Genomic DNA, 25,130 nt, shown 5'->3' with positions numbered 1-25,130 from the left:
GATCATGGACAACCGTCTGAACGTGCCGGCGATCCTGGCCGAGGCCCGCGCGTCCGGTCACGGCCTGCCCGGGTTCCCCGGTGACACCCCCGCCGACCTCACCGCCTCGTACGCCATCCAGGACCAGGTGATCACCAGCTGGCCGGGCACCGTCGTGGGGTGGAAGATCGGCTACGTCGCGCCGGAGAACCGGGGCGACGACGGTGACGAACGGCTGGTGGGCCCGATCTGGGCCGAACAGCTCGAGGTGATCGATGGTGACGGTCGGCAACCCACCATGGCGATCTTCGGCCAGGGCTTCGCCGCGGCCGAGGCCGAGGTGACCGTACGCCTCGACGCCGATCCGCCGTCACGGGAGTCGTGGACGGTCGACGACGTGGCCGAGCTGGCCGGTACCGCCTTCCTTGCGATCGAGGTCGCCAGCAGTCCGATCGCCGACATCAACGCGCTCGGCCCGCGGGTGGTCGCCGCCGACTTCGGCAACAACAACGGGCTGGTGGTCGGTCCGGAGCTCGGCGACTGGCGCTCGGCCGAGCTGTCCTCGATCGGCATCGAGACCATGATCGACGGCCGTTCGGTCGGCACCGGATCGACGGCCAACCTCCCCGGCGGCATCACCACCGCCGTGGCGCAGGCACTGACCATCCTTGCCCGACGTGGTCGGACCCTACGGGCCGGAGAACTGCTGGCGACCGGCGCGATCACCGGGATCCACGACGTGGTGTCCGGCCAACGTGTCGAGGTGACCGCTGCCGGAGTCGGTGGCGTCAGCTGTCGAGTCCGGGGCTGAGCTCAGGGCTCACCCGGTCGCCGCCGACAAGGCTCCTCGGAGCTCGCTTCGTCGGGCCCACCGACCCACGCGACGGATGGTACGGCCGCGGGTCACAGCATCTTCTCGACCGTGTTCAGGTTGCGGTTGGTGGTGCTCGCCCGGAACCGGGGCTTGGTCAGGACGGTGCTGAACGGCGTCTTCAGCGTCTGGCCCTTCGGGCACTTCCAGTAGACGACCCCGTCGCCGGCGGCCACCTCGTCCTGCCCGCCGGCTGCTGCGGCCAGTTCGGTCACGGTGTCGGCGTCGTCGCAGAAGATCGCGTACCGGTGGTGGTCGTCGTCGGTGTCGAACGGGTAGCCGGCCACCACGACGGCCAACCGGTCGTGCGGCAGCAGGTACAGCGCGGCGGTGTAGTCGAAGGCGTCGGCCAACGTCGTCGCGACCAGCCGTTCGACCTGAACGACCGACTTCGTCGAGCCGAACGTCACGTTGCCGGTGTTCAGGTAGGTCCTGACCTCGGCCAACCCGGCCCGGTCCAGCACCTCGCGCAGTTCGGGCATCGCCATCCGCACTCCGCCGACGTTGATGCCCCGCAGGAACAGTGCGTAGTCCACAGGTGAGACCCTAGGGGAACGTGTCGCCGTCTCCCACCCGTGGCTTCGCCGGTGGCGGTCGGCCGGGAGGAGTGGTCATGCCTGATCCGGGTGTGGAGTTGGAATTCGGAGTGTTTCTCACCCCGGACTCGGGCCAGGTCGAACGGACCCTTGCGCTGGCCCAGCTCGCCGACGTGTCCGGGCTCGACATCGTGTCGCTGCAGGACCACCCCTACCAGGCGAAGCATGCCGACACCTGGACGCTGTTGACCGCGATCGGCACCCGTACCTCGGCGATCCGGGTGGCGCCCAACGTGACGAACCTGCCGTTGCGCCCGCCGGCCGTGCTGGCCAAGTCGGCCGCCACCTTGGACCTGCTCACCGGCGGGAGGGTCGAGCTGGGGTTGGGCGCCGGTGCGTTCTGGGACGGCATCGTCGCGGCCGGCGGCCCACGTCGTACGCCGAAGGAGTCGGTGGACGCACTGATCGAGGCGATCGACATCCTGCGCCAGTTCTGGTCCGGCCGGACGGTCCGTGCGGACGGGGAGCACTACCAGGTCTCCGGGTTGCGCCCCGGCCCACAACCGGCCCACCAGATCCCGATCTGGATCGGCGCGTACGGTCCGCGGATGCTTCGGGTGACGGGTCGGCTCGCCGACGCGTGGATCCCGTCGATGGGCTACGTCGGGCCGGACAAGCTGCCCGAGATGAACGCGCTGATCGACCAGGGGGCGGTGAAGGCAGGTCGGCAGCCCGACGAGATCCGTCGGCTCTACAACATCCACGGTCGCTTCGGGCGGGGGAGCGGGCTGTTGGAGGGCTCCCCGGCCGACTGGGCCGAGCAGTTGGCCACGTTGGCCGACGAGCACCGGATCACCGGATTCATCCTGGCCACCGATGATGCCGACGCCATCCGTACCTTCGCCGAGGAGGTGGCGCCGGCGGTACGGGAGCTGGTCGCACATCCACCGGTCACCGCTGTTGATCAAGATTCGGTTGATCAAAGCTCTGTTGATCAAGGTCGTGATGAGCCTGCGGAGCCTGAGCGTGAAAGTGTTGATCATGCTGTCGTCGCCGGCGAGGCAGCAAACCAGCAGTTGTCCGTCCGACCGACACCCGACGACGGGGTCCGGCTGACCGGCGAGCTCGAGTGGCAGGAGGGCGAGCGGCCCACCGTGCCGGCGCCTCAGGCGTACGACTACTCCGAGCTGCAGTTGGCACAGCCACAGCACCTGATCGACATCCACGACGGGCTGCGGGCCGAGCTCGAGCGGGTCCGCGACATCGTCGACCAGGTCCGGACCGGTCACCTGTCGGTGGGCCAGGCGCGCTCGGTGATCAACACGATGACGATGCGACAGAACAACTGGACGCTGGGTGCCTACTGTGCGTCGTACTGCCGGATCGTGACCGGTCACCACACCCTCGAGGACCGCAGTGTCTTTCCACACCTGCGGCGCTCCGACGAGCGACTCGCTCCACTGATGGACCGTTTGGAGTACGAGCACGAAGTCATCGCCGACGTGCTCGACGGGCTCGACCAGGCGCTGGTCGCGGTCGTCGACGGTGAGGGGTACGGCAGCGACGGCGACCGCCGACTGGATGCCCTGCAGCACCACGTCGACCTGCTGACCGACACCTTGTTGTCGCACCTCAGCTACGAGGAGCGCGAGCTGTTGCACCCGCTGGCACAGTACGGACTCAACTAGCGGAGCCGTGACGATCTGGCCGGTGCGATCAACAGCGTTCGGCCCCGATGATGGCGAAGTTGGGCAGCTGGACGTACGACTCGATCCCGTCGATGCCACTGCGCTGGGCCACGGCAGGGCCGAGCCCTGGTTCGCACAGTTCGGTGATCCGACAGCCGAGGCTGATCACCTCGTTGACGTAGGCCGACAGGGGCCGGTGGAAGTCTGACATCCCTTGTGCGCTGGGGATCTCGTACTCGTCGAGGTAGCGGTCGAGCTGGTAGTGGCCGTGCCGTTGCCAGGTGCGCCACAAGTTCTCGAATGCGGGATGGACCACCGAGAAGACGAATCGACCGCCGGGACGCAGGGCTGACACGCAGGAGGCCATGGCCGGTCGCCAGTCAGGGATCGCCAACAGGACCATGCTGCACACCACCGCGTCGAACGGCTGGTCGAACGCGGGCAGCTGTGCCAGGTCTTCCTGGTGGTACGTGATCCCGAGCGGGCTGTCCTGCTCGAGTTGGCGCGACCGTTCGATCAGCGCATCGGCCGGCTCGACGCCGGTCACGTCAGCACCGTGGCGAGCCAGGATCCGGCTGAAGTATCCCTGACCGGAGCACGCATCCAGCACGCGGTGACCGCGGACCGGCCCCAACAACCGCAACAGGTGGTCGTTGAGCAGGTGGCGCTTCGGGAAGTCGCCCTGGTCGTCGTAGGCGTCCATGGCCGAGGCCGGCATCGCCGACCACCGTGCGATCGCCTCGGCATTGCTCATCGTCGACATGATGGAGCCTTCCGTCGAAGGGCGTTGCAGGCCGCGAGTCTATGTCCGAGTGTCGGGCACGTCCGATGCCGCCGGGTCGGGCCGGTCCGCCGCCCGCTCGGCGAGCTGGGGCCGCACCGCCGTCGACGGACTGGCGACGCCGAGCCCGCCGTCGACTGGCAGCGTCACCCCGGTGATGGCCGCCGACCGTGCTGTGCCGAGGAAGTGGACGGCCTCGGCGACGTCGGCGGGGCGGGTCCGCCGCCGCAGTGGGTACTCGACGGGCGCTTCCCCGTCCTCGCGGAACACCACGCCGGGCGCCACGGCGTTGCACCTGATCCCGCTGGCTGCGTAGTCGACCGCCAGGGCTCGGACCAGTCCCTCCATCGCCGCCTTGGCCGAGGCGTAGCCACTGATCCACGGGGCCGGTCGGGTGGCGTTCACCGTCGACACCGCGACGATCGCGGACCCGTGGTACAGGTGCGGCACCACCGCACGCGCAACGTTGAACAGCACGTCCACCGCTCCCGCGTACGAAGCCCGCCAGTGCTCATCGGTCATCAGGTGCACCGGGCTGCTCCGCTGCATCGCGGTGGCGACGACGACGGTGTCCACCCGACCCAGCCGGTCCCGGGCCACGGTGACCAGTTCCTCGGCCCCGGCGGTGGTGGCGGCATCCGCGACCAGGTGGGCGGTCAGCTGGGGGTCGTCGGCGGGTTCGAGTGACGCGCCGACCACGCTGGCCCCGTCGGCCACGAATCGGGCGGTGATGGCCCGACCGATCGGGGTCGACGCACCGACCACCACCACGCCCGTCGGTGGTGTTCCGGGCGGTGGCGTCGTGGACGAGAAAGTCATAGTCGCTCACCTGCGCCACGGGCGTCGGAGGCCAGTCGTTCGACGGCTGCGAGGTCGACCTCGATGCCCAGCCCGGGCCCGGTCGGCAGAGTGAAGGTGTCCCCGGTCCGGGCGATCGGTTCGGCCAGGATCGTGGTGCCGACCTCGGTGGACCGGGCCTGGTACTCGAAGACGGCAAGGTTCTCCGCCGCTGCGGCCACGTGCAGCCCGGCCGCGAGTACGACGCCCAGTCCGGTCGAGTGGTGTGGCGCGAGCGGGACGTGCCTGGCAGCAGCGAGCTCGGCGATCACCATGGCTTCGGTGATCCCGGTCCGGCCGGTGTCGGGTTGCGCGATCGCCAGTGCCCGCGCGTCGAGCCACTGGGCGAACTCGTACCGGTTGCGCAGCGCCTCGCCCACCGCGACAGGGAGCGGGCTGCGTGCGGCCAGTGCGGCATGGCCCGCCAGGTCCTCCGGCTCCAGTGGCGCTTCGAGGAACCAGACCTTCCTCGTCGCGAGTTCGTCGGCCAGGGCGAGCGCCTCGTGCAGGGTGTAGACCCAGTGGGCGTCCACGGCGAGGCGGAGTTCGGGTGCGGCGGCGCGGACCGCATCGACGGTGGCCAAGTCGGCCTCGACCCCGTTGCCCAGGTGGAGCTTCACCGTACGGACGCCTTGTGCCACGGCGTTTCGGGCCAGTTCGGCGCGGGCCTCGTCGGTCTCGGCGGGGAGCCCGGACAGATAGGTGGGGACGGTACGGCGAAAGGCGCCGCCGAGCAGGTCGGAGACGCTTCTCCCGGTCACGTGCCCGGCCAAGTCCCACAGGGCGATGTCGACCGCGGCCAACGCGTCGGCTTGGTGCCCGACCAGGTGCCCACGTTCTCGCATCAGGTTCCGCAGCGTGTGCCAGGCCGGGCGCGGTGCCGCGGCGTCGAGGCCGCGGAGCACCGGCGCCAGCAACCGCGCGACGACGGCGGCCGGTACGTCGGGGGCGACCGGCGCCAGCGCCTCACCCCAGCCGAAGGTGCCGTCCTCGGCGGTGACCCGCACCAGCAGCGACTCGAACCGCGGTGAGTACAGACTGCGCCAGGGTGGCTTCACGTAGTACCCGTCCGCAGCGGTGGTGCCGGCTGGGGCGGTGCCCTGATACGACTCGCCAGCATCGATGCTGAGCACGAACGTGTCCACATCCACGATGCGCATGTGGCATCCAAACACACTCGGTGGCGGGGTTGCACGGTGAGCAGGCCGAAATCTCAAAGGTCGTCAGCCGGTCGAGTGCCGCTGGTCCTCAGCTCAGGCCGACGTGGGCCCTTCGGGGCGAGACGGTCGGTCGACCCGGACCATCAGCGGTGGGAGGAACAACTGGGTCAGGGGTCCGATGCACAGGGCGAACAGCACCGTGCCGAGACCGACCACGCCGCCGAGCAGCCAGCCTGCGAGCACGACGACCACCTCGATGCCGGTACGGATCACGCGCAGGCTGATCGGTAGGCGTCGGGCCAGCCCCGTCATCAGCCCGTCACGTGGGCCGGGCCCGAATTGGGCCCCGATGTAGAGCGCCGTGGCCACGGCGTTCAGCACGATGCCGCCGAGCATCATGGCGAACCTGGCGACCAGCCCCTCGGGCGCGCTGAGCAGTGCCAGGAACACGTCGACGGCGACCCCCACCCAGATCGCATTCGCGATGGTGCCCAGTCCGGGCGCTTCGCGCAGTGGGATCCAGAGCAGCAGGACAATGAGTGCGGTGATGATCGCGACGGTCCCGAAACTCAGCGGTAGGTGCTTGGTGACCCCGGCATGGAACACGTCCCACGGGATCATCCCCAGGCCGCCCCGAATCAGCATGGCCATCGACAGGCCGAAGAGGGTCAGGCCGGCGAAGAGCTGGGTCAGACGTCGCGGCAGTCGGCCTGCCCGCAGCTGCTGTCGGGGTGACATCTGTTGCAGTCCCAGCAGGGCCCGTGGCGTCTCGGGTTCGGGCGTCCTCTTCACACCTCCATCATCGACGTTGTCGGTCCAGGCCCAGCAAGCGGCGGCGGCTGGGTCGCCGTGGCTGCCCGATCGCATGCCAACGTTATGAAGTCGTGATGTGGATGGCTGATCCACATAGCGAATGCATGTCGTACGATCAGGCCGAAGACAACACAGGGACAGAGCGATCAGGGAGAGTGTTCGAGGATGAACAGGTTCATGAAGCGTCGCACCGTGCTGGGGGCCGGGCTGGGAGCCGGGGCGGCCGCAGCATTGGGCGGTTGCAATCTGGTCGGCTCCGGTGGCGGCGAAACGGGGACCGGCTCGGGTGGGTCGGGCTCGGTCACCATCGGTCTGGTCCCGGACCCGGCCGGGGCCTCGGAGTTCTACGCCGAACAGATCGAGGGGTTCAGCCAGGAGAGCGGGATCTCGGTCAAGATCATTGAGTACCCGTCCGACCAGATCCGCAACGCGCTGGAACTGGCGTTCCCGAGTGGTGACGCGCCCGACGTCGTCCGGGCCCAGGGTTCCACGGTGCTGGAGGCCTTCAGCTCGCGCGACTGGCTGGCCGACCTGACCGACCGGGCCGAGGCGGACGGCATCATCGATCGGCTCGGTGGCGCCGAAGCGATGGATCCGCAGACCTCCGGGCTGCACGTCGACGGGAAGCTGATGTCGCTTCCCCTGGTGTCGCGCAAGTGGGCAAACGGTCCGTTGATCTGGAACCGGGCACTGTTCGCCAAGGCCGGGCTGGACGCCCCGCCGACGACGTGGACCGAGTTCGAACAGTTCGCGCGGGAGCTCACCAAGGCAGGTGCCGGCGACTTCTTCGGTTTCTCCCCCGGCAGCGAGACTGCGTACGAGACGAAGTTGCTGCAGGCGCAAGGGGGGCCGAACTCGATCCAGCGTTACGCCTTGGACCTCATCGAGGGCAAGGCGGCCGAGGCCGACCCCAGCAGCGTCGAGCCGGTCGAGATGTTTCGGCGGATGCAGGCGGACAAGGTGTTCCAGCCCGGCTGGGAGTCCTGGAGCGGCAACCGGATCGCTCAGGAGTTCGCCAAGGAGAAGCTCGCCATGGGGATCGTGGGCAACTGGCTAGTGAACGAGTCCCTCTCGTTGAACCCGGAGCTCGACCTCGGGGTGGCCGACATCCCGGTGCCCGACACCGGCCGCAAGGGCTACTTCGCCAAGGTCCCGTTCCAGCCGATCTGGTCGATGTCGGCGACCGCGAAGGACCCCGACGCGTCCTGGGAGCTGATGAAGTTCTTGGTCTCGGACGGCTTCCAGCGCGGCTACTTCGAGAAGTTCCGCAGCTTCACCGCGGTCGACTCCGCGTGGGAGAGCGGCAACCTGACCGAGGCGGAGCAGCAACTGTCCGACGTCCTCACCAACGGCCAGAAGGCCTCACCCGACCTGCGGCTCGGCGGCGAGGCGCAGCTCGCGATCATCACCGCACTGACCGCCGAGCAGGCGATCAACGATGCCGATGGCTCACCCCAGGCCATCACGCGGAACCAGCCGTTCCAGCCGATGGCCGAGCAGCGTGACGCGATGCGCGAGGAGGCGCTGGAGAAGATCTTCGCCGACCTCAAGGCCGACGGCATCGACGCTTCGCGCGAGGACCTGACCTTCCCCGACTGGGACCCCATGACGGACTGGACCCCGGCCGGATGAGTCCTGCCGTACGGCGTTCGGGTCTCGGCGCGCGAATCCTCGACCACCGGTGGCACTACCTGTTCCTGCTGCCGATGCTCGTGCTGTTCGCGATGTTCACGTTGTGGCCGATGATCGCCAGTTGGTACTACGCCTTCTTCGACTGGGACGGCGTCGGGAGCCCGACCGACTGGGTCGGCTGGCAGAACTTCGTCGACGTCGCGTCGAACCCGGTCTTCTGGCGGTCGTTCAAGAACTCGTTCCTGTTCTCGTTGGTGGCGTTGGTCGTCCAGATGCCGCTGAGCCTGCTGTTTGCGATTCTGCTCAACAACCCGAGGCTGCGTGGTCGCAGCCTGTTCCGACTGCTGCTCTTCGTGCCGGTGGTCACCACCACGGCGGTCATCGGCATCGTGCTGGCGGTCATCCTCGACGCCAGCGGCGGAACGGCGAACGAGATCCTCGGCCTGGTCGGGGTCGGCCCGTTCAACTTCCTCGGGTCCGAGGCAATGGCGCTGCCCACGTTGATGGTGATCGAGACCTGGAAGGGCTTCGGCATCACCCTGATCTACTGGCTGGCAGCACTGCAGACGGTGCCGACCGAGCTGTACGAGGCCGCGCGCACCGACGGTGCAGGAGGCTTCCAGCAATTGCTCCACGTCACCGTCCCGGTGATCATCCCCATCGCGATCGTCATCCTCGTGCTGACCTTCCAGTCCAGCATGAATCCGTTCGACCTGATCCAGGCCACCACGCGCGGTGGGCCCAACCTGTCCACCGACGTGACGGCCACCTTCATCTACCGGTACGCCTTCGATCCGGGTGAGGAGGGTCTGCTGGCCCCGCGACTCGGTTACGCCAGCGCGGCCGGGGTGATCTTCGGGGTCGCGACGTTGATGCTGACCCTGCTGCAGGCGCCGCTGCTTCGCGGTCGTTACGGAAAGAAGGCGAGATGAGCGCCACACCGACCACGAAGGCCACGTCGCTGCCGGACCGGTCCACCACGCCGGCCCCGTCGCCGTCATCCCCGTCCTCGTCAGGTACGTCACCGTCAGCCACGTCGAGGGCATCGACGGGCATGCCGTGGCGGCGTCGCATCGCGTACAACAAGGTCAACTTCTGGTGGCTCTTCCTGGTGCCGTTCTGCATCGTGTGGATCTACCCGTTTGCGTGGATGGTGTCGTCGGCGTTCAAGTCGCAGCGGGAGATGCTGCTCGGTGGGATCTCGCTGATCCCGACGCAGCCGACCATCGACAACTTCGTCCGCGCGTGGACGGTCGCCAGGTTCGGCGAGTACACGATGAACACGATCACCTTCTCGGTGACCGTGGTGCTGATCGTGCTGCTGGTGTCGTCGACCTCGGGTTACGCACTGGGTCGCGGGCGGATGCCGGGCAAGTATGCCCTCGTCGGCCTGCTGGTCGCCACCATGTTCATCCCGCACGGCTACACGATCATCCCGGTCTACCAGCTGGTCCAGGCACTCGGGCTCAGCAACGGCCTCCTCGGTGCGGTGCTCGCCGCCGCCGGTCCGGCCCACGTCATCCAGATCATGTTGTTCATGGGCTACTTCGCCGGGTTGCCCGACGAGCTCGGCGAGGCCGCCCGGATCGACGGGGCGGGCTACCTTCGTACCTTCTTCAGCATCTACCTGCCGTTGTCCAAACCGATCATGGGTACGGTCGCCCTGTTCAACTTCATCGGGGCGTGGAATGCGTTCATGGTGCCGTTGGTGTTCACCCTCGGTCGGCCGGACCTGCGGACCCTCGGTGTGGGGATGTACGGCTTCTTCGGGGCCGACACCACGGACTGGACGGGCCTGGCGGCCGGCGCCTGCATCAGCATCGTGCCGATCGTGATCGTGTTCCTGTTGCTGCAGAAGACATTCGTGGAAGGAATCGCCGGTGCCGTCAAGTTCTGAGTCCCAGCCGTTGGAGATCCCCGGGCCGTTGGAGATCGTCGACCTGCAGGCCTTCGCAGTCCGCTTCCCGTACGACGAGGCCGAGCGGGCCACCGCCCAACCGGCAGCGAAGCCGTACAAGGTCGGTGGCGGGCGGTTCACGATCTACCCGACCCAGGTCGAGACGCTGATGGTGCGGTTGGAGTCCGCCGACGGCACCGTCGGCTGGGGCGAGGCGCTGGTGCCGGTCGGGCATCGCGCCGTACGGGGGCTGGTCGAGGAACTGCTGACGCCCGCGGTGATCGGGCAGGGCGCCGGTCAGCTCGGCGCCCTGCACGCCCGGTTGGTGGCAACGATGCGGGAACGGGGCCACGTGTACGGCCACCAGGCCGATGCGGTCACCGCGGTGGACATCGCCGTGTACGACCTGGTCGGCCGCCACTTCGGCGTTCCGGTCGCCACGCTTTTGGGAGGTGCCGTGAGCCGTCAGCTGCCGACCTACAGCACCAGCATCAGCGGCGGTGCCGACAACGGTGACCACGCGTTGGGGTTGTGGGAGCAGGGTTGGCGGCGCTTCAAGGTGCACGCGACGCTCGGATGGCGGGACGCCGTGTCGGCATTCGAGCGGGTCAGAACCGCCGTGCCGGAGGCCGAGGTGGCACTGGACGTGCACGGCACCTTCACCGTCGCCGACGCGATCCGGGCTGGCCGGGTGCTGGACCAGCTGGACTGTTGGTTCCTGGAGTCGGCGCTCGACCCGGAGGACTACCGCGGGATGGCGCAGATCTCGGCGGCGATCAGTACGCCGGTCGCGGCCGGGGAGGCGATCCGGCACCGCAGTGAGGTGATGACTGCCATCGAGCTGGGCGCGGTCCGGCGGCTCCAGCCCGACATCGGCCGGACCGGCCTGACCGAGGGGCGGGCCATCGTGACGCTCGCCGACACCGTCCGGCTGCCGGTGCTGCCCCATCACAGTGCCGCGCTCGGCGTTGCGATGGTCGCCGGACTCCACGTCGCCGCTGCGGCGCCTACGCTGGAGGCGTTCGAGTTCTCCGAGCGGGCGGCGACGTTGTCCTCGGTGCTTTTGACCGAGCCGCTGGCGTACGAGGTCGGCACGATGCCCCTGCCGACGGGTCCCGGACTGGGGGTCGAGGTGGACGAGGACGCCGTACGGTACTGGTCGCGATGATGGCACGAAACGACGAGTGGAGCTGAAATGTCTGTGAGGTCAGGGGGCGCCCCGCGGACCGCCCGTGACGAGGGTGCGTCCCGGACGGGACGCGAGCCGAGCGGCACACAGAGTGTCGATCGGGCACTCGCGCTGCTCACCCATTTCACCCCGGAGGACCCCGAACGCCGCATCTCCGAGCTCGTCGCCGTGTCCGGGCTGGGGCAGTCGACGGTGTCACGGCTCGTCGGGGCGCTGGAGAACATCGGGCTGCTGGCTGCCGACAACCGGTCGGGGCTCTATCGCGTCGGGCCGCGGGCGGTCGAGCTCAGTGCGCTCGCGCTGAACCAGTCCGACGTCTTCCGGGCAGGCCGACAGCACGCCCAGAGCCTGTGCTGCGAACTCGGGTTGGGTGCCAACCTGGCCGAGCGGTCGGGGGACCGGCTGTTCTACCTCTGCCACTTCGACGGTGCCCAGGCACCGCGGAACTACACCATGGTCGGCCCCGGTGGGCCGCTGCATGCGACCGCCCTCGGCAAGGCCCTGCTGGTCGGGATGTCGGACGTCGCGGTAGGCGAGCTGCTCGGCGACAAGCTGCCGGCTTTCACCCCGCACACCAAGACGTCGATGCCCGACGTGCTCGCCGAGCTGGAGCTCGTCCGTAGCCGCGGCTACGCCACCGAGCGGGAAGAGCTGGCCTTCTCCCGGGCCTGCCTCGCCGCACCGATCTGGGACCGGTCCGGTCAGGTGGTGGCCGCTATTTCGGTGTCGGGACCTCTGTCGGTGACCGACCTGGACCACCGCGAGCGCGACTTGTCCTTGAAGGTGATCGAGGCAGCGGCACACATCTCCACCGCGCTCGGACACAACGGCATCAACCAGCGGCCGTAGCCCCGCCGGCCGTTGTGGCCTGCTGCTCCAGTTCGACCGTCCGCCGGGCCAGCCGGGTGATCAGGATCGCGGGCAGCCCCGGGAACACGAACGGTAGTGCGAACGGCACCCACCACCATCCGGCGACGGCGAGCACGGCCAGCAGGATGATCGCGCCAAGGCTGGCTGGCCACCGGCGCCAGGCTAGGTGCACGGTGATCCGGGGCAGGTCGCGGCGCGGGCCCGTGGCGCCGACGAGCGCCGACGGCAGCCACTGGATCGTGATCAGCCACCATCCGGCGAGGCAGGCCAGCGGCATACCCAGTGCAGTCTGGATGCCGACCGCGTCGAGCCAGAAGGCGAACGGAACCAGCGTCAGGTACGCGAACCCCATGGGCAACTGGGACCGCCACAGCCAACTCCGCCAGGCGACCCAGAAGGTGCGCCACACCGCGGCGGCCGAGCCGGCACCCGTACCCTCCGGATCGTGCCAGCGCAGCGCAGTCGCGTGGGCGGCCACCGTCGCCGGCGCGAGGCCGAGGAGGATGCCGCCGGCGAGGACGCCCAGCAGCCACATCCCGCTCAGGGCGGCGACCCGGGGCGGCCACACGGCAAGGTCGTACAGCCGGTGCAGCCGTTCGCCCGATCGAGTGCCGGCCGTGGTACTCATCCCACTGGCGCGACGTCCAGCAGGCCGCTGGTGGCCAGCACCCGCTCCAAGGTGCGGTGCGAGTGGGCGTCCAGCGCCGACACCGGCGATCGGACCCCGGCGTGGTCGATCACCCGGCGGCGGACCAGCACCTCCTTGTGGACGGCATGGGCGATCCCGGGCTGCAGGCCGAATCGGATCAGCGGCAGCAGCCGGTTGAAGCCGGCGTGCGCATCGTCGTGCCGGCCAGCGTTCCAGTCGCGCAGGATGACCGCCAAGGCGTCGGAGAACTCGCAGGCCGGCATGGTCCCGACCGCGCCGCCCTCGTACTCCTCCAGCACGAACAGCGCGTTCTGGCCGCCGAGCACCGCGAGGTCAGTGGTGGCGGCGCACAGGGCGGCCACCTTCGGTGCGGTGGGCTGGGTCTCGATCTTGACCGACACCACGCCGGGCAGGCGGCCGAGGTCGACCAGTTGGGCGGTCGACATGGCGACCCCGGTGCTGGCGGAGGCCTCCTGGATCATGATCGGGACACCCGTGCGATCGGCGACCGAGCCGTAGAAGTCGGCGAAATGGGCGGGCGGGAGCTTCGAGAGGAACGGCGGAAGCACCATCAGCTGGTCGGCGCCGTCCTCGACGGCCGCGACGCCCTGCTCCACCGCGGTGCTGGTGCTGGTCGCGTTGACCCCGGCGACGAGCGGGACGTCGCCACCGGCGACCTCGCGGACCGTCCGGACGATGGTGCTCCGCTCCGCAGCGGTCAACGAGAAGCCCTCACTCGCCATGCCGTGGACCGCCAGCCCGTCGACACCGCAGGCCAGCTCGAACTCGACCAGCCGCCGCAGCGAGTCGACGTCAAGGTCGCCGCCCTGGTCGAACGGGGTGGCCAGGATAGGGATGAGTCCGGTGGCCCCCGTGGTCGAGTCGCCGCCCGGCGTGGGTGTGCTTGCGTCCGATGGCATGAAGTTCGCTCCTAGTCGCACGGCACTGGCCCTGCGCCACGATGGTGTGCGGAAACCAACGCTGATCCCCTGACGTGGAGTATAGATGTTTGATCCACGATGTGGCAGTCAGGTGCAGGCAGGTGGTCGTCGTGTTGGCGGGCGGGTGACTCTTGGTCCGGCTGGATGTCCGCGACGCGGGTCTAGGGTGACCGCCATGGGGCCACTTGAGGGACGCGGCGGCCGCGCCGCCGACAAGGGGTTGTGAGGGTGGTGACGACGCTGATACTCGACGGCTCGCCTGCTTCAGGGAAGAGTGCGGTGGCTCGAGCCCTGCAAGTTGTGCGACATCGTGAGCACAACGAACTCTGCCTCCATGTCCAGCTCGATGTCTTTGAGGGCATGATGCCTCGCGGGGTCGCGCTTGGGGCGGCAGACTTCACCACCGGGGTGCAGTCGATGCTCGCAGCGGTGAGAGCCCTTGCTGAGGGCAACGTCGGACTCATCGTGGAACTGGTTGCGCGAAACGATGCTTCGGTACGGCAGATCATCAGCGACCTGCTTGGTCAGTCCCTGGCAGCTCGCCCCTCTCCGATCTGGGTGACGCTGTTGGCCGGCGATGCCGAGAGAAGTGCACGGAATCGCGCCCGGGGTTCGGAGCGGACGGTTCCGACGGCAACAGAACTTGACCCGCGGCTCGTCGCCTCGAGTCGGCTCGTGATGCGGACCGACGAGCACACGGTCGATGAGGTCGTTCTCGCCATCGACCGGATCCTGGGGGCCTGACCCTGGGCGCTTCGGCACCGAAGGGAAGCTCAACCAATCGGTTGACGAGTGCGCGCGAAGGCTCTAAGGTCGTAATCAACCAACCAGTTGAACAAGGAGTGGACATGACCATCAACGCACTACGGGTGCAGCAGGCCACGATCGAGGCCGATGCCGAAGTCCCGGTCATCCGCATCACCCGCGACTTCACCGCCACGCCGGCGCAGCTCGTCCGCGCCCACACCGACCCCGATTTGTACGCCCAGTGGTGCGGTCCGCACGACCTCGGCACCGAGATCGACCACTGGGACGCCCGCAGCGGTGGCAGCTGGGCGTTCACCAACGTCCGCGGCGACGAGCGGTTCAGCTTCCACGGCTGCTTCCACGAGATCGGACAGGACAAGATCGTGCAGACCTTCACCTACGACGAAGAACCGGACGGGGTCTCGCTGGAGACCCTCACCTTCCAGGACCTGGGTGACGGCCGGACGCGGCTCGTCGCAACCTCCCTGGTCGACAGCTTCGAGGCCCGTGACGGCTGGCTCGTCAGCGGCATGGAGACCGGGGTGAACGACGGGTACGAGAAGCTCGATGCACTGTTGGCCGAGGGAAGGGTCCCCGAAGGGCCGGCTCCGACCCGGTGAGCTTCGGCTGACCGTTCAGTCCCGTGCTGCCCGGGCCTCGGCCAGCTTGCCGCAGATCCGATCCCGGGCCAGCATGATGTGGTCCTCCGCCGCCTGCCTGGCGGCGTCGGGATCGCGGGATGCGATGGCCGCCACGATCGCCTCGTGCTCGACCAGCGCATCGGCCGGCCACACCAGGGGCTCGCCGGCCAGGATCGCCACCGCCACCCGCCGGTGGATGGGTTCGAGCACTGCCCACACCGCCGCATTGCCGCAGCTCCGCGCAATCGCACCGTGGAAGTCGAGGTCGGCGGTGATGATGTCGCTCACGTCCCCGGCGGCCAACGCTCGTCGGTGCAGGTCGAGAGCGCTCGCCAACTCCTCGCCGAGCCCGGGGACCTCGCGACCGGTCACCAGCCGTGCGGCCAGCCCGTCGAGCGGGGCGCGGACTTCGTACATGTCGGCGAGTTCGGCCAGGTCCATCGTGGCCACCGTGGCGCCCTGGTTCGGTCGCTCCTCGGCCAGCCCGTCGGTCACCAACCGCTGGACGGCCTCCCGCACCGGGCTACGGCTCAGCCCGAACTCGAGGGCCAGGGCAGGCACGCTCAGTCGGTGCCCGGGTCCGAGCTCGTGCGACAGGATCCGGTCCCGCAGCACCCGGTGGACCTGATCGGCCAGCCGTTCCTTGGCGAAGTGCACTGCCATCGTTACCTCCTGCCCCCATCATCGCCCGTGCCCACCGTCTTGATCACCGCACTGGCGTCCTCGTCGGCCAGGCCCATCGCGATGGCCCGGTCGAGTGCCGCCGTCGATGCAGCGGCGACCGGCAGTTCGAGCCCGACATCGGCAGCCAGCGCCAGGCCGAGGCCGGCGTCCTTGCGCATCAACCGTACGGCGAACACCGCGTCGAAGTCGTCGGCCGCCACCCGCGGCGCCGACTCGCGGAACAGCCCGGAGATCGAGGCTGCACCCGAATCGCTGAGCACCTCGACGAACCGTTCGAGCTCGACCCCTGCGGCACCGGCGAGCGCCAACGCCTCCGCGTTCGCGCTGTTGATCATGGACAGCATCAGGTTGTTGATCACCTTCAGCGTCGCGCCGGCCCCGGGCCCACCGACGTGCACGATGCGGCGGGCCATCGGCGCCAGCACGGTTGCCGCGACGGCCGCCGCAGCCTCGTCGCCACCGACCGGGATGGTCCACCCGCCAGCGGCATGGGGCCGGCCCAGGATCGGGCAGTCGGCGAACCGACCCGGCAGCAACCCGGCCAACTCCCGGGAGGTCGCCGGATCGGTGGTGCTGGTGTCGAGCACGACCAGGTCGGCCGGCCCTGCCTCGGCCAGTGCGTGGACAACGTTGCCGACGACGTCGGGGGTGGGCAGTGACAGCACGACCACGTTCGACTCGGCGGCCACCGCCGCCAGGCTCTGCCGCACCCTCAGGCCGGCTGCCGCCGCGGTCCGCCGGGCCTGCTCGGCCCGGTCGTGGGCGAGCACGGTGCCTCCCGCCACGGCCAACCCCGTCGCGATGGGCAAGCCCATGTTGCCCAGCCCCACCACGCCAATGGTCGTCATGCCGGCTCCCGCCACTCGTGTCGTCCGGGGCCGACCCGATGCCGGGCCCCACCGGGAAGTACCACTTCGGCCGTCGTGTCGGACGGGATCTCCACCGACATGGAGAATGCGGCGTTCCGTGACCACGTGACCTGCAGGGTGCCCTGCGGTGTCCGGTGGGTCGCCTCGGCGTGGGTCAGGTCGCCACAGGGCCGCGGCCGGATCACCACGTCGCGCCAGCCGATGCCTCCGGGGGCCTGCTGCAGTCCGGCGACGTGGGCGAAGAACCAGTCCTCGATCGCACCGTTCATGAAGTGGTTCTGGCTGAAACCGAAGGTGGGTCCGTCCCAGGTCTCGGTGAGGGCGGTGGCGCCGTGGGCGAGCATGTAGCCATAGCTCGGCTCGTCGGTCACCTGGCACACCTGCCACAACGTCTCGTGATGATCATGGCGGGCGAGGACGTCGACCAGTGGCCCGAGGGCGACCTCACCCACGTCGAGCACATGGCCTGCCTCGGCGATCCGACGGGCGAGACGGTCCACCAGTGACGGCGAGTCGGGCAGCACGCCGGAGTCGATGGCGATGAACGTCTCGGCGATCGAGTCGTCGCCGACGACCAGGCCCTCGTCCGTCTCCCGGACGAAGGCCTGCCGGACGCGTTCCCGTACGGCTTCGGCCCGCTGCCGCGCCTCGGCCGCCCCGGGGTGCTGCCCGAGGACGGCGAGCGTGTCGGCGTGGACGTCCCAGCCGCGAGCCAACGCCGACGTACAGACCAACGGCACCCAGCGCACCGGGCGCCGGCCGTTCCAGTCGCCGAGTCCGTACACCAACAGGCCGTCCTCGGCGGTGCCGGACAGGTGATCAAGATGGCGACGCTGGTCGTCGACGGTGTCGGCCAGGACCTGCACGTCCCCGTAGGCGCGGTGGATCAGCCACGGCGTGAACACCACCGCGAGCCCCCAGTTCGCGTCACCGCGCCACGGATCGGGGTTGGGCTGCCACTCCGGGGCGTACAGCCCGAGGTGGCCGTCCGACCCCATCGAGCCGGTGACCACCTCCATGGTGTGGCAGAGCAGGTGGTGGACGTCGAAGTTCCAACGCATCACGTCGAAGGCGAGGTGGAGCTGCTCCAGGTAGTTCAGCTTCTCCCGTTGTGGGCAGTCGGTCGGCAGCGAGGAGAGGTTCGAGATCACCGCCCGACGGATGATCGTGTGGATCGCGGTGAGGCGTTCGGAACTGCAGGAGAACGACCCGGCGTCGGCCACGTCGGCGGCGATCACGTCCAACCTCGCGTTCCCCGGTGGAGTGTCGAGGCCGGTCACCTCGAGGTACCGCAGTCCGTTGTAGCCGAAGGTGGGGTGCCACGTCGTCGCGCCCGCCGTCCGGACCGTGTGGAAGACCGGGCCCCAGCCCTGCGTGCGGGAGTCGATCGTCCCGTCGGGGTGCAGCAACTCGGCCGGCCGCAGGCGGACCTCACTGTCGGCGGGAAGGTCGAGCACCGGCCACCCCGCGGCGTTGACGCCGAAGTCGATCACCCAGCTGCCGGGCACGGGCTCGGTGACCGTCACGGCCGGCAGTGACTCGCGCACCACCAGCGGGACACCGGACCGTGGACGGCGAGAGTCGGGGACCCGGGTCGTGGTGACGGCCCGGGGCCACGAGGCGAACTGTGCCGGGTCAAGGGCGCGGGTGAGGTCGTGGTCCTCGCCGCCGACGAAGTTCGCCGCGACGACGGCGCCCGTGGTGGCCCGCCAGGTGTCGTCACTCACCACGCGGTGCTCGCCGGCGTCGTCGGTCCAGGCCAGGTTGACGTGGGCGGCGAGGTCCCCGAAGTCGGTGACGACCTTCGTCCACCGGCCCTCGTGTGGGCCGTCGGGCGGCGGCTGCGACCGGTAGAGGCCGGGACCGAGCTCGATCATGATCAGGTTGTCGCCCGGGCGGACGAGTGGGGAGATGTCGACCTCGACGGTCTCGGCCAGCCTCGCCCAGTCGGCGTACCCCGGTTCCAGCACGTACCGGCTCACCGGCTCCCCGTTCACCGTGGCCCGCCACACCCCGACACCGGTCAGCTGCAGCACGACCGACCGCGGCCGACCCGTCGCGGTGAAGCGACGGGCCAGCACGGGCAGTGGGCCGTCCGGGTCCACCAGCCAGTCGGGGCTGGTGATCCAGTGCGGGGCGGGCAGGCTCATGCCGCGGCGTCGTACTCGCGCTGCATGTCGGCCAGCACGTCCGCGGTGGACTTCTTGTCGCCCAGCAGTTCCTGCACTCCGGTCTGCAGGGCGGCCTGCACCTTCGGGCCCGGCCAGTTCTGGTCCATGAACGTGGCGGTACGGCCCTCGGTGACGTACGGCAGCAGGGCCTCGTTGTACGGTGTCGCCCCGCCGGTCGTGGGATCGGCCGGCAACGAGCCGTTCTCCTCGGCGAGCTTGGCGTTGGTCTCCTTGCTGGCCAGGAAGTCGAGGAACTTCAGCCCGGCCTCCTGGTGCGGCGACTTGGCGTTCAGCGCGTACCCGTAGCCCGAACCGACCGGAATCCGGGTCTCGTCGGCGTTGTCGGTGGCCGGGAACGCCGCCATCTTCAACGACACCTCGGCGTTCACGTTCTTCGCCGCCGCGTCCGCCGAGCTCACCTGCACCGCCCCGAGGGCCTCACCCTTGGCGAGCATCCCCATCTGCGTGACGTAGTCGGTGCCGAGGACGCCCTCGTTGAAGCAGCCTCGCGCCTGCATCTCCGACAGCTTGTCGAGCGCGGCGGTCCAGCCCGACTCACCGAAGGTGGTCTCCCCGGCCGCCAGCTTGGCGTCGAGTTCGGGGTCGGCGCCGTACGCGGTGGTCGCGGCGAAGGCGTACGGGATCAGCTGACCGACCCACGGCTTGTTGGTGCCCAAGGCGTAGGCCGCCTTGCCCTTCGACTTCGCCAGGTCGCACAACGCGAGGACCTCGGGGAAGGTGGTCGGCACCTCCGCCCCGACCTCTGCCATCGCCTCGGTGTTGTAGATGCTGCCGATCAGGGTCAACCAGCTCGGGGTGATGTAGGTCTTGCCGTCGACGTCGGAGGCCTGCTTCACGGCCTCCACCCGGTCGGCGACCCACTCCCGTCCGGACAGGTCGGTCAGGAAGTTGCCCTGCTGCAGTTGCATCATCGACATCGCCGACCCGTTCCCGGGGAAGACGGCGATCACGTCGGGAGCGGTGCCGGCACCGACCCGGGTCCGCATCTGCTGCTGGTACTGGTCACCAGGGATCTTGACCAGCTCGACGGTGATGTCGGGGTTGGCCTTGCTGAACTCCGCCGCGGCATTGTCCATGGCACTGGAACCGGTGGCGGTGAGGGTGCCGACGGTGATCGTGACCGGGCCGGACGACTCGCCCCCTTCGCCTCCGGTGTTGGCGCCGGGGCCCGATGAGCAGCCGGCGAGCAGCAGCACGCCCAGTGCCGCCGCCGTGATCGTCTTGGTGATTCTCATGATGGATCTCCTCCTCGGTGAGGGCCGACCGGCGGTCGACGGTTCCCCCTTCCGGTCAGCCCTTGAGGCCACCGGAAAAGCCTTTGATGATGTGTCGTTGGGTGAACAGGTAGAAGGCGATCACCGGGATCGACCCGATGATCAGCCCGGCGAAGATCGTGTTCCACTCGCTGGCGTAGATGCCGGTGAAGGAGTAGAGCGCGATCGAGATGGTGACCTGGTCGGTGCCGGCCAGGTACAGCAGCGGGGTGAAGAAGTCGTTCCAGACGAACACGGCGTTCAGGATCGCGACCGTGCCGGTGATGGGCCGCAACAGCGGGAAGACGACCTGCACGAACGAGCGGAACGGACCCGCGCCGTCGATCAGCGCCGCCTCCTCGTAGTCGGTGGGCAGGGCCCGGATGAACTGGGTGTACAGGAAGATCGAGAACGGCAGCTGCGCTCCGACGTAGATGATGCACAGTGCCCAGATGTTGCCGAGCAGATCGAGGTCGCGGAAGGTCACGTACAGCGGGATCATCGACAGCAGCATCGGCACCAGCAGTCCGGCCATGAAGAAGGCGAGCATGCCGCGCGACCAGCCCCGGGTGGAACGCGCCAACGGGTAGGCGGCCAGCGAGGCGATCGTGATGATCAGCACCACCGACACCACCGTGACGACCAGGTTGTTGACCATGGCCCCACCCAGGCCGCCACGCACCCAGGCTCCTGCGAAGTTGGCCAGCGTCGGCTCGGGCACCGGGGTGAGCGGATCGCTCATCGCACCGGTCGGCATCAGCGCGGTGTTGATCAGCACCAGGATCGGGATGCAGAACAGCACGGCCAGCACGATCATGCCGACCTCGAGCACGGCGGTCCCGGCGGTGTAGCGGCGCATCACTGCTCACCTCGCCGCAGCAGGGAGAACTGGATGCCCGAGGCGAGCGCGATGAAGACGGTCAGCACGAGGGCCAGTGCGATGCTGTACGCGAAGTCGCCGAACTGGAACGCGCCCTTGTAGATGTGGGTGCTCAGGGTCTCGGTGGCCGTGCCCGGGCCTCCGTTGGTCATGATCAGGATCTTGTCGAACAGCTTGAACCCACCGATCAACGACAGCATCAGGTTGATCGTGGTGGCCGGCGCCAGCAGCGGCCGGACCACGTGCCAGAACTTCTGCCACCGGTTGACGCCGTCGATCTCGGCGGCCTCCAGCAGCTCGGTCGGCACGCTCTCCAGCCCCGCCAGGAAGATCACCATGGAGTAGCCGGCGAACTGCCAACAGATCACCAGCACGATCGACCAGAGTGCCAGGTCGGAGTTGCCCAGCCAGTCCTGGCGCAGGCCGCCGAGGCCGACACGCTCCAGGGCGGCGTTCGCCGGCCCGGACGGGGTCAGCAGGTACTGCCACAGGTAGGCCACCACCAGCGGGGCGATGATCGTCGGGGCGAAGAAGACAGCGGTCAGCACCGACCGGCTCTTGATCTTGGAGTGGACCCCGAGGGCGAGCAGCAGACCGATCAGGTTCTGCAGCACGGTGACCGCCACGGCGAAGAGCAGGGTGTTGCCGATGGCGGCCCGGGCGGCGGTGTCGGCGAAGATCCGGCCGAAGTTCTCGAGCCCGACGAACGCCACCTCGGGGTTGAGCCCGTCCCAGTCGGTGAAGGCGTAGCCGGCTCCTCGCAGGCTGGGCACGACCACGACGAAGCCGTACGCCAGAACCGCAGGGATGAGGAACCACCACGGTGCCCGTACCCCGGTTCGTCGCATGTCCACCCCCAACCGTTGAACGATTCAACGGAAGATAACATGTTGCATGTAGTTCGCCAAGAGGTCGGGTCCGCAACACAGGGGGAGACGCAGGTGAAGGTGAAGCTGGAGTACGGCGACGACGTCGTCGAGGTCGAAGCAGGATCCGACGTCGCGGTCGTGACCGCTGACGGGGCCGTGGAGCCCGATCCACTGGTCGACCCCGTGGGGGCGACCAGGTCGGCCCTGGCGAACCCGCTGGGCGTCGGTCCGATCGGTGATCTGGTCGGGCGCGGGGACACCGTCACGATCGCCTTCCCCGACCGGGTCAAGGGCGGGACGCAGCCGACCGCGCACCGCCGGGTCGTGGTGCCGATGTTGCTCGACGAGCTCGAGCGCGCCGGGGTGCGGATGGCCGATGTCCGACTGGTCTGCGCGATCGGGTTGCATCGCAAGAACCGGGAGGCCGAGATCGCTGACCTGTTGGGGCCGACCGTGGTCGAGCGGGCCGATGCCCCGGTGATCGTCAACCACGACGCGGAGGACGAGGCCGGCATGGTCGACCTCGGCACCAGCGAACTCGGCGACGTCGTGCAGGTGAATCGGGCGGTCGTCGAGGCGGACCTGTCGATCATGGTGAGCCATGCCGCCGGGAACCCGTACGGCGGCTACTCGGGCGGCTACAAGATGCCGTCCACCGGTCTCACCTCGTGGCGATCGATCGCCGGTCACCACAGCCCTCGGACCTTGTACCGCGACGACTTCGTGCCGCCCACCCCGAAGAGCAGGTTCCGCGACCAGCTGCGCGAGATCGGTCGCCACATCGAGCGGGCGATGCCGCAACCGTTCTTCACCGTTGACGCCGCCCTGGACTCCGGGTCACGCCAACTCGGTGTCTGGGCCGGGCGGATCCCCGAGGTGGAGCAGGCGTCGTGGCCGGTGGCCCAGCTGCGCACCGACCAGCTCGTCGACGGTCCACCGGCCGACGTACTGCTGGTCGGCATGCCGCGGAACTTCCACTACGGCAAGGGGATGGGCTCGAACCCGTTGCTGTTGATGCAGGCCGTCGGCGCCAGTGTGATCCGGGCCAAGGCCGCCCTGGTCGACAAGCCGTTCGTGATCACCACGTCGGTCTGCGACGGGTGGTTCAACGCCGAGGACTTCCCGTCGTACGAGGAGGCCTTCGACCGGTTGGCCGACTGTCAGCACCCCGCGGACATGGTGGCCCACGAGGAGGAACTGGCCACCGACGAACGCTGGATCACCAAGTACCGCACGGAGTACGGCTACCACCCGTTCCACGCGTTCTCGATGATCTACATGGGCGGAATGGCGCGCGAGCACAGCACCCAGGTCTACGTGGCCGGGGCCCGACGGCCGGGCATGGCCCGGGCGATGGGCGCCCGGACCACGGCCACGGCCGAGGAGGCGTTGCGGGAGGCGGCCGACATCCTGGGCCGGCAGCCTCGCGTGCTGGTCGTGCCGGCGCTGTCCACGCCGCAGTTCCACCTCCGCGTCACCGGCTGACGGGACTGGTCTGCCCGCTTGAGTGCGCGGATCCGCCCCGATACGGCCGAACCACCCCAGATCAGGGCGAATCGACGCACTCGGGGCGGATCCGCACAACGAGCGCCGCCAGCCTCAGACTCCGGCCAGCACCTTCTCCCGCGACTTCTCGGCGGACTCGTCGGCGTCGCCGGTGAGGGTCAGGTCGTCCTCCGACTCCTCGAGGCGCTCGGCGGCCGTCGAGAACCGGTTGGAGTCGTACCGCTCCCGGTCGAGCAGCCCGTTCCGCTTCGCCACGATGGTCGGCACGAGGGCCTGCCCGGCGACGTTGGTGGCGGTCCGGATCATGTCCAGGATCGGGTCGATGGCCAGCAGCAGGCCGACCCCTTCCAGCGGCAGCCCGAGGGTGGCCAGGGTCAGCGTCAGCATCACGACCGCGCCGGTCAGACCGGCGGTCGCGGCCGAGCCGACCACCGAGACGAAGGCGATCAGCACGTAGTCGATCACGCCGAGCTGTACGCCGAAGAGCTGTGCGACGGTGATCGCGGCCAGCGCCGGGTAGATGGCGGCGCAGCCGTCCATCTTGGTGGTGGCACCGATCGGGACCGAGAAGCTGGCGTACTCCGGTGCCACTCCGAGGTTGCGGGTGGTGACCCGCTGGGTCAGTGGCAGGGTGCCGATCGAGCTGCGCGACACGAACGCGAACTGGATCGCCGGCCAGGCGCCGGCGTAGAACTTGAGCGGGCTGAGCCCGTTGATCCGCGCCACGATCGGGTAGATGACCAGCAGCACGATGAAGCAGCCGATGTACACGTCCAGGGTGAACACGCCCAGGGCCGCCATCACGTCCCACTCGTAGATCGCGACCGCGCGGCCGATGAGCGCCGCGGTGCCGATCGGGGACAACCGGATCACCCACCAGACCAGCTTGGAGAAGATCTCCAGGGCACTCCGGGTGAAGTTGACGAACGGGTCGGCCTTCTTGCCGACGGCGAGCGCCGCCGCACCGATCGCGATGCCGATCACCACGAGCTGCAGCACGTTGAACGACAGACTGGACGAGACGCTGATCGACTCGCCGGACTCCCGCAGGCGGCTCGACACGTCCAGCCCGAGGATGTTGCCCGGCACGATGGAGTTCAGGAAGTCGAGCCACGAACCGGTGCGCGAGGGGGCCTCGCCGGCGGTGGTGTCGAGGTTGGCGTGCTGCCCCGGGTTGGTGAGCAGTCCCAGGCCGATGCCGACGGCCACCGAGGCGGTGGCGGTGATCGCGAACCAAGCCAGGGTCTGGACGGCCAGCTTGGCGGCGTTGGAGACCTGGCGCAGGTTGGCGATCGACACGATGATCGCGGTCAGCACGAGCGGGACGACGATGACCTTGAGCAACTGGACGAACGTGCCGCCGACCGTCTCCAAGGTGGTGGCGAGCCAGTCGAGCTCGAAACGGCGGGCGACGAAGCCGAGCACGATCCCGACGCCGAGGCCGATGAAGACCTGGGCCCAGAACGGGATGCCGCGGCGGCGTTCGGGTGCGGGCGCCTCGGCGGCCGCGGGTGACGTGGTGGTGGACATGGCTGTTCCTCAGGGTGATGTGGGTCGACGCGCACGCAACACGGGATGAGGGCATCGCCGGATGGGGCGTCACGGGTGGGGGGCGTGAGGCCGACCGGCCTCGTCCGGGACGAGGG

General features: G+C 69.0%; 24 protein-coding genes. 10 read left to right on the top strand and 14 right to left on the bottom strand.

All coding sequences use genetic code 11. The annotated features are described in order from the left end of the window. The first annotated feature begins 4 nt into the window (after positions 1-4). Entirely contained in the window at positions 5-790 is a 786-nt protein-coding gene (locus ACQBAU_RS18050; RefSeq protein ID WP_465256971.1) for a 2-keto-4-pentenoate hydratase, read from the top strand. A gap of 92 nt (positions 791-882) precedes the next feature. Here the strand turns inward: ACQBAU_RS18050 and ACQBAU_RS18045 are convergent, their stop codons facing one another. Continuing rightward, entirely contained in the window at positions 883-1,386 is a 504-nt protein-coding gene (locus tag ACQBAU_RS18045; protein WP_434549771.1) for a DUF1697 domain-containing protein, read from the bottom strand. Between the two features lie 77 nt (positions 1,387-1,463). On the opposite strand from ACQBAU_RS18045, the gene ACQBAU_RS18040 reads away from it, so the two are divergent. Then, complete coding sequence (locus tag ACQBAU_RS18040; RefSeq protein ID WP_465256972.1) at positions 1,464-3,074, top strand: LLM class flavin-dependent oxidoreductase; 1,611 nt, start codon at positions 1,464-1,466, stop codon at positions 3,072-3,074. Between the two features lie 28 nt (positions 3,075-3,102). Here the strand turns inward: ACQBAU_RS18040 and ACQBAU_RS18035 are convergent, their stop codons facing one another. From ACQBAU_RS18035 to yczE, 4 genes are all read right to left on the bottom strand, one after another. Then, on the bottom strand, positions 3,103-3,828 hold the full coding sequence (locus ACQBAU_RS18035) for a class I SAM-dependent methyltransferase (RefSeq protein WP_465256973.1): 726 nt from the start codon (positions 3,826-3,828) through the stop codon (positions 3,103-3,105). A gap of 48 nt (positions 3,829-3,876) precedes the next feature. Then, complete coding sequence (locus ACQBAU_RS18030) at positions 3,877-4,674, bottom strand: SDR family NAD(P)-dependent oxidoreductase (protein ID WP_434549768.1); 798 nt, start codon at positions 4,672-4,674, stop codon at positions 3,877-3,879. Further along, on the bottom strand, positions 4,671-5,852 hold the full coding sequence (locus ACQBAU_RS18025; protein ID WP_434549767.1) for a mandelate racemase/muconate lactonizing enzyme family protein: 1,182 nt from the start codon (positions 5,850-5,852) through the stop codon (positions 4,671-4,673). Before ACQBAU_RS18025 ends, ACQBAU_RS18030 begins: the two co-directional genes overlap by 4 nt. A gap of 93 nt (positions 5,853-5,945) precedes the next feature. Further along, entirely contained in the window at positions 5,946-6,644 is a 699-nt protein-coding gene (gene yczE / locus ACQBAU_RS18020; protein ID WP_465256974.1) for a membrane protein YczE, read from the bottom strand. 198 nt (positions 6,645-6,842) lie between these two features. Between yczE and ACQBAU_RS18015 the strand changes: the two genes are divergently transcribed. The 5 genes from ACQBAU_RS18015 to ACQBAU_RS17995 are packed head-to-tail and all read left to right on the top strand — an operon-like array spanning position 6,843 to position 12,232. Next, positions 6,843-8,297: an ABC transporter substrate-binding protein gene (locus tag ACQBAU_RS18015; RefSeq protein ID WP_434549765.1), complete on the top strand. Its 1,455-nt coding sequence runs from the start codon at positions 6,843-6,845 to the stop codon at positions 8,295-8,297. Further along, positions 8,294-9,229, top strand: coding sequence for a carbohydrate ABC transporter permease (locus tag ACQBAU_RS18010; protein ID WP_434549764.1), 936 nt, complete (start codon positions 8,294-8,296; stop codon positions 9,227-9,229). Before ACQBAU_RS18015 ends, ACQBAU_RS18010 begins: the two co-directional genes overlap by 4 nt. Beyond that, positions 9,226-10,194: a carbohydrate ABC transporter permease gene (locus ACQBAU_RS18005; RefSeq protein WP_434549763.1), complete on the top strand. Its 969-nt coding sequence runs from the start codon at positions 9,226-9,228 to the stop codon at positions 10,192-10,194. Before ACQBAU_RS18010 ends, ACQBAU_RS18005 begins: the two co-directional genes overlap by 4 nt. Next, positions 10,178-11,362: a mandelate racemase/muconate lactonizing enzyme family protein gene (locus tag ACQBAU_RS18000; RefSeq protein ID WP_434549762.1), complete on the top strand. Its 1,185-nt coding sequence runs from the start codon at positions 10,178-10,180 to the stop codon at positions 11,360-11,362. The genes ACQBAU_RS18005 and ACQBAU_RS18000 overlap by 17 nt, the downstream gene beginning before the upstream one ends. Before the next feature lie 27 nt (positions 11,363-11,389). Beyond that, positions 11,390-12,232 carry an IclR family transcriptional regulator gene (locus ACQBAU_RS17995; protein ID WP_434549761.1) on the top strand — a complete coding sequence of 281 codons (843 nt, stop codon included), beginning with the start codon at positions 11,390-11,392 and terminating at the stop codon, positions 12,230-12,232. On the opposite strand, the gene ACQBAU_RS17990 is transcribed toward ACQBAU_RS17995, so the two are convergent. Both ACQBAU_RS17990 and ACQBAU_RS17985 read right to left on the bottom strand, forming a co-directional pair. Then, positions 12,216-12,881 (bottom strand): DUF624 domain-containing protein, encoded by a 666-nt coding sequence (locus ACQBAU_RS17990; RefSeq protein WP_465256975.1) that lies wholly within the window; start codon positions 12,879-12,881, stop codon positions 12,216-12,218. The genes ACQBAU_RS17995 and ACQBAU_RS17990 overlap by 17 nt on opposite strands. Beyond that, entirely contained in the window at positions 12,878-13,822 is a 945-nt protein-coding gene (locus ACQBAU_RS17985) for a dihydrodipicolinate synthase family protein (protein WP_465256976.1), read from the bottom strand. The genes ACQBAU_RS17990 and ACQBAU_RS17985 overlap by 4 nt, the downstream gene beginning before the upstream one ends. A gap of 249 nt (positions 13,823-14,071) precedes the next feature. On the opposite strand from ACQBAU_RS17985, the gene ACQBAU_RS17980 reads away from it, so the two are divergent. After that, on the top strand, positions 14,072-14,587 hold the full coding sequence (locus ACQBAU_RS17980) for a phosphotransferase-like protein (RefSeq protein WP_465256977.1): 516 nt from the start codon (positions 14,072-14,074) through the stop codon (positions 14,585-14,587). A 104-nt stretch (positions 14,588-14,691) separates the two neighbouring features. Further along, positions 14,692-15,210: an SRPBCC family protein gene (locus ACQBAU_RS17975; protein WP_465256978.1), complete on the top strand. Its 519-nt coding sequence runs from the start codon at positions 14,692-14,694 to the stop codon at positions 15,208-15,210. A 15-nt stretch (positions 15,211-15,225) separates the two neighbouring features. Here the strand turns inward: ACQBAU_RS17975 and ACQBAU_RS17970 are convergent, their stop codons facing one another. From ACQBAU_RS17970 to ACQBAU_RS17945, 6 genes are read right to left on the bottom strand one after another with little or no spacing between them, the layout of a single operon-like run. Then, positions 15,226-15,894: a GntR family transcriptional regulator gene (locus ACQBAU_RS17970; RefSeq protein WP_434549756.1), complete on the bottom strand. Its 669-nt coding sequence runs from the start codon at positions 15,892-15,894 to the stop codon at positions 15,226-15,228. 2 nt (positions 15,895-15,896) lie between these two features. Further along, positions 15,897-16,763 carry an NAD(P)-dependent oxidoreductase gene (locus tag ACQBAU_RS17965; protein WP_465256979.1) on the bottom strand — a complete coding sequence of 289 codons (867 nt, stop codon included), beginning with the start codon at positions 16,761-16,763 and terminating at the stop codon, positions 15,897-15,899. Next, complete coding sequence (locus ACQBAU_RS17960; RefSeq protein WP_465256980.1) at positions 16,760-18,934, bottom strand: family 78 glycoside hydrolase catalytic domain; 2,175 nt, start codon at positions 18,932-18,934, stop codon at positions 16,760-16,762. Before ACQBAU_RS17960 ends, ACQBAU_RS17965 begins: the two co-directional genes overlap by 4 nt. Beyond that, positions 18,931-20,211 carry an ABC transporter substrate-binding protein gene (locus ACQBAU_RS17955; RefSeq protein WP_434549753.1) on the bottom strand — a complete coding sequence of 427 codons (1,281 nt, stop codon included), beginning with the start codon at positions 20,209-20,211 and terminating at the stop codon, positions 18,931-18,933. The genes ACQBAU_RS17960 and ACQBAU_RS17955 overlap by 4 nt, the downstream gene beginning before the upstream one ends. A 55-nt stretch (positions 20,212-20,266) precedes the next feature. After that, positions 20,267-21,088: a carbohydrate ABC transporter permease gene (locus tag ACQBAU_RS17950; RefSeq protein ID WP_465256981.1), complete on the bottom strand. Its 822-nt coding sequence runs from the start codon at positions 21,086-21,088 to the stop codon at positions 20,267-20,269. Next, a complete protein-coding gene (locus ACQBAU_RS17945) occupies positions 21,088-21,957 on the bottom strand; it encodes a carbohydrate ABC transporter permease (protein ID WP_434549793.1) in 870 nt (289 codons plus the stop codon). The genes ACQBAU_RS17950 and ACQBAU_RS17945 overlap by 1 nt, the downstream gene beginning before the upstream one ends. A 93-nt stretch (positions 21,958-22,050) precedes the next feature. On the opposite strand from ACQBAU_RS17945, the gene ACQBAU_RS17940 reads away from it, so the two are divergent. Beyond that, positions 22,051-23,463 (top strand): lactate racemase domain-containing protein, encoded by a 1,413-nt coding sequence (locus ACQBAU_RS17940; RefSeq protein WP_465256982.1) that lies wholly within the window; start codon positions 22,051-22,053, stop codon positions 23,461-23,463. A 114-nt stretch (positions 23,464-23,577) separates the two neighbouring features. Here ACQBAU_RS17940 and ACQBAU_RS17935 read toward each other — a convergent pair whose 3' ends face one another. Further along, positions 23,578-25,014 carry a dicarboxylate/amino acid:cation symporter gene (locus ACQBAU_RS17935; RefSeq protein WP_465256983.1) on the bottom strand — a complete coding sequence of 479 codons (1,437 nt, stop codon included), beginning with the start codon at positions 25,012-25,014 and terminating at the stop codon, positions 23,578-23,580. Positions 25,015-25,130 lie beyond the last annotated feature (116 nt).

It is taken from the genome of Carbonicoccus niuqiaonis, assembly GCF_050157065.1.
Lineage (GTDB): Bacteria > Actinomycetota > Actinomycetes > Propionibacteriales > Propionibacteriaceae > Avipropionibacterium.
The sequence above is the reverse complement of the archived record's forward strand: the minus strand, read 5'-3'. Positions and strand labels throughout refer to the sequence as shown.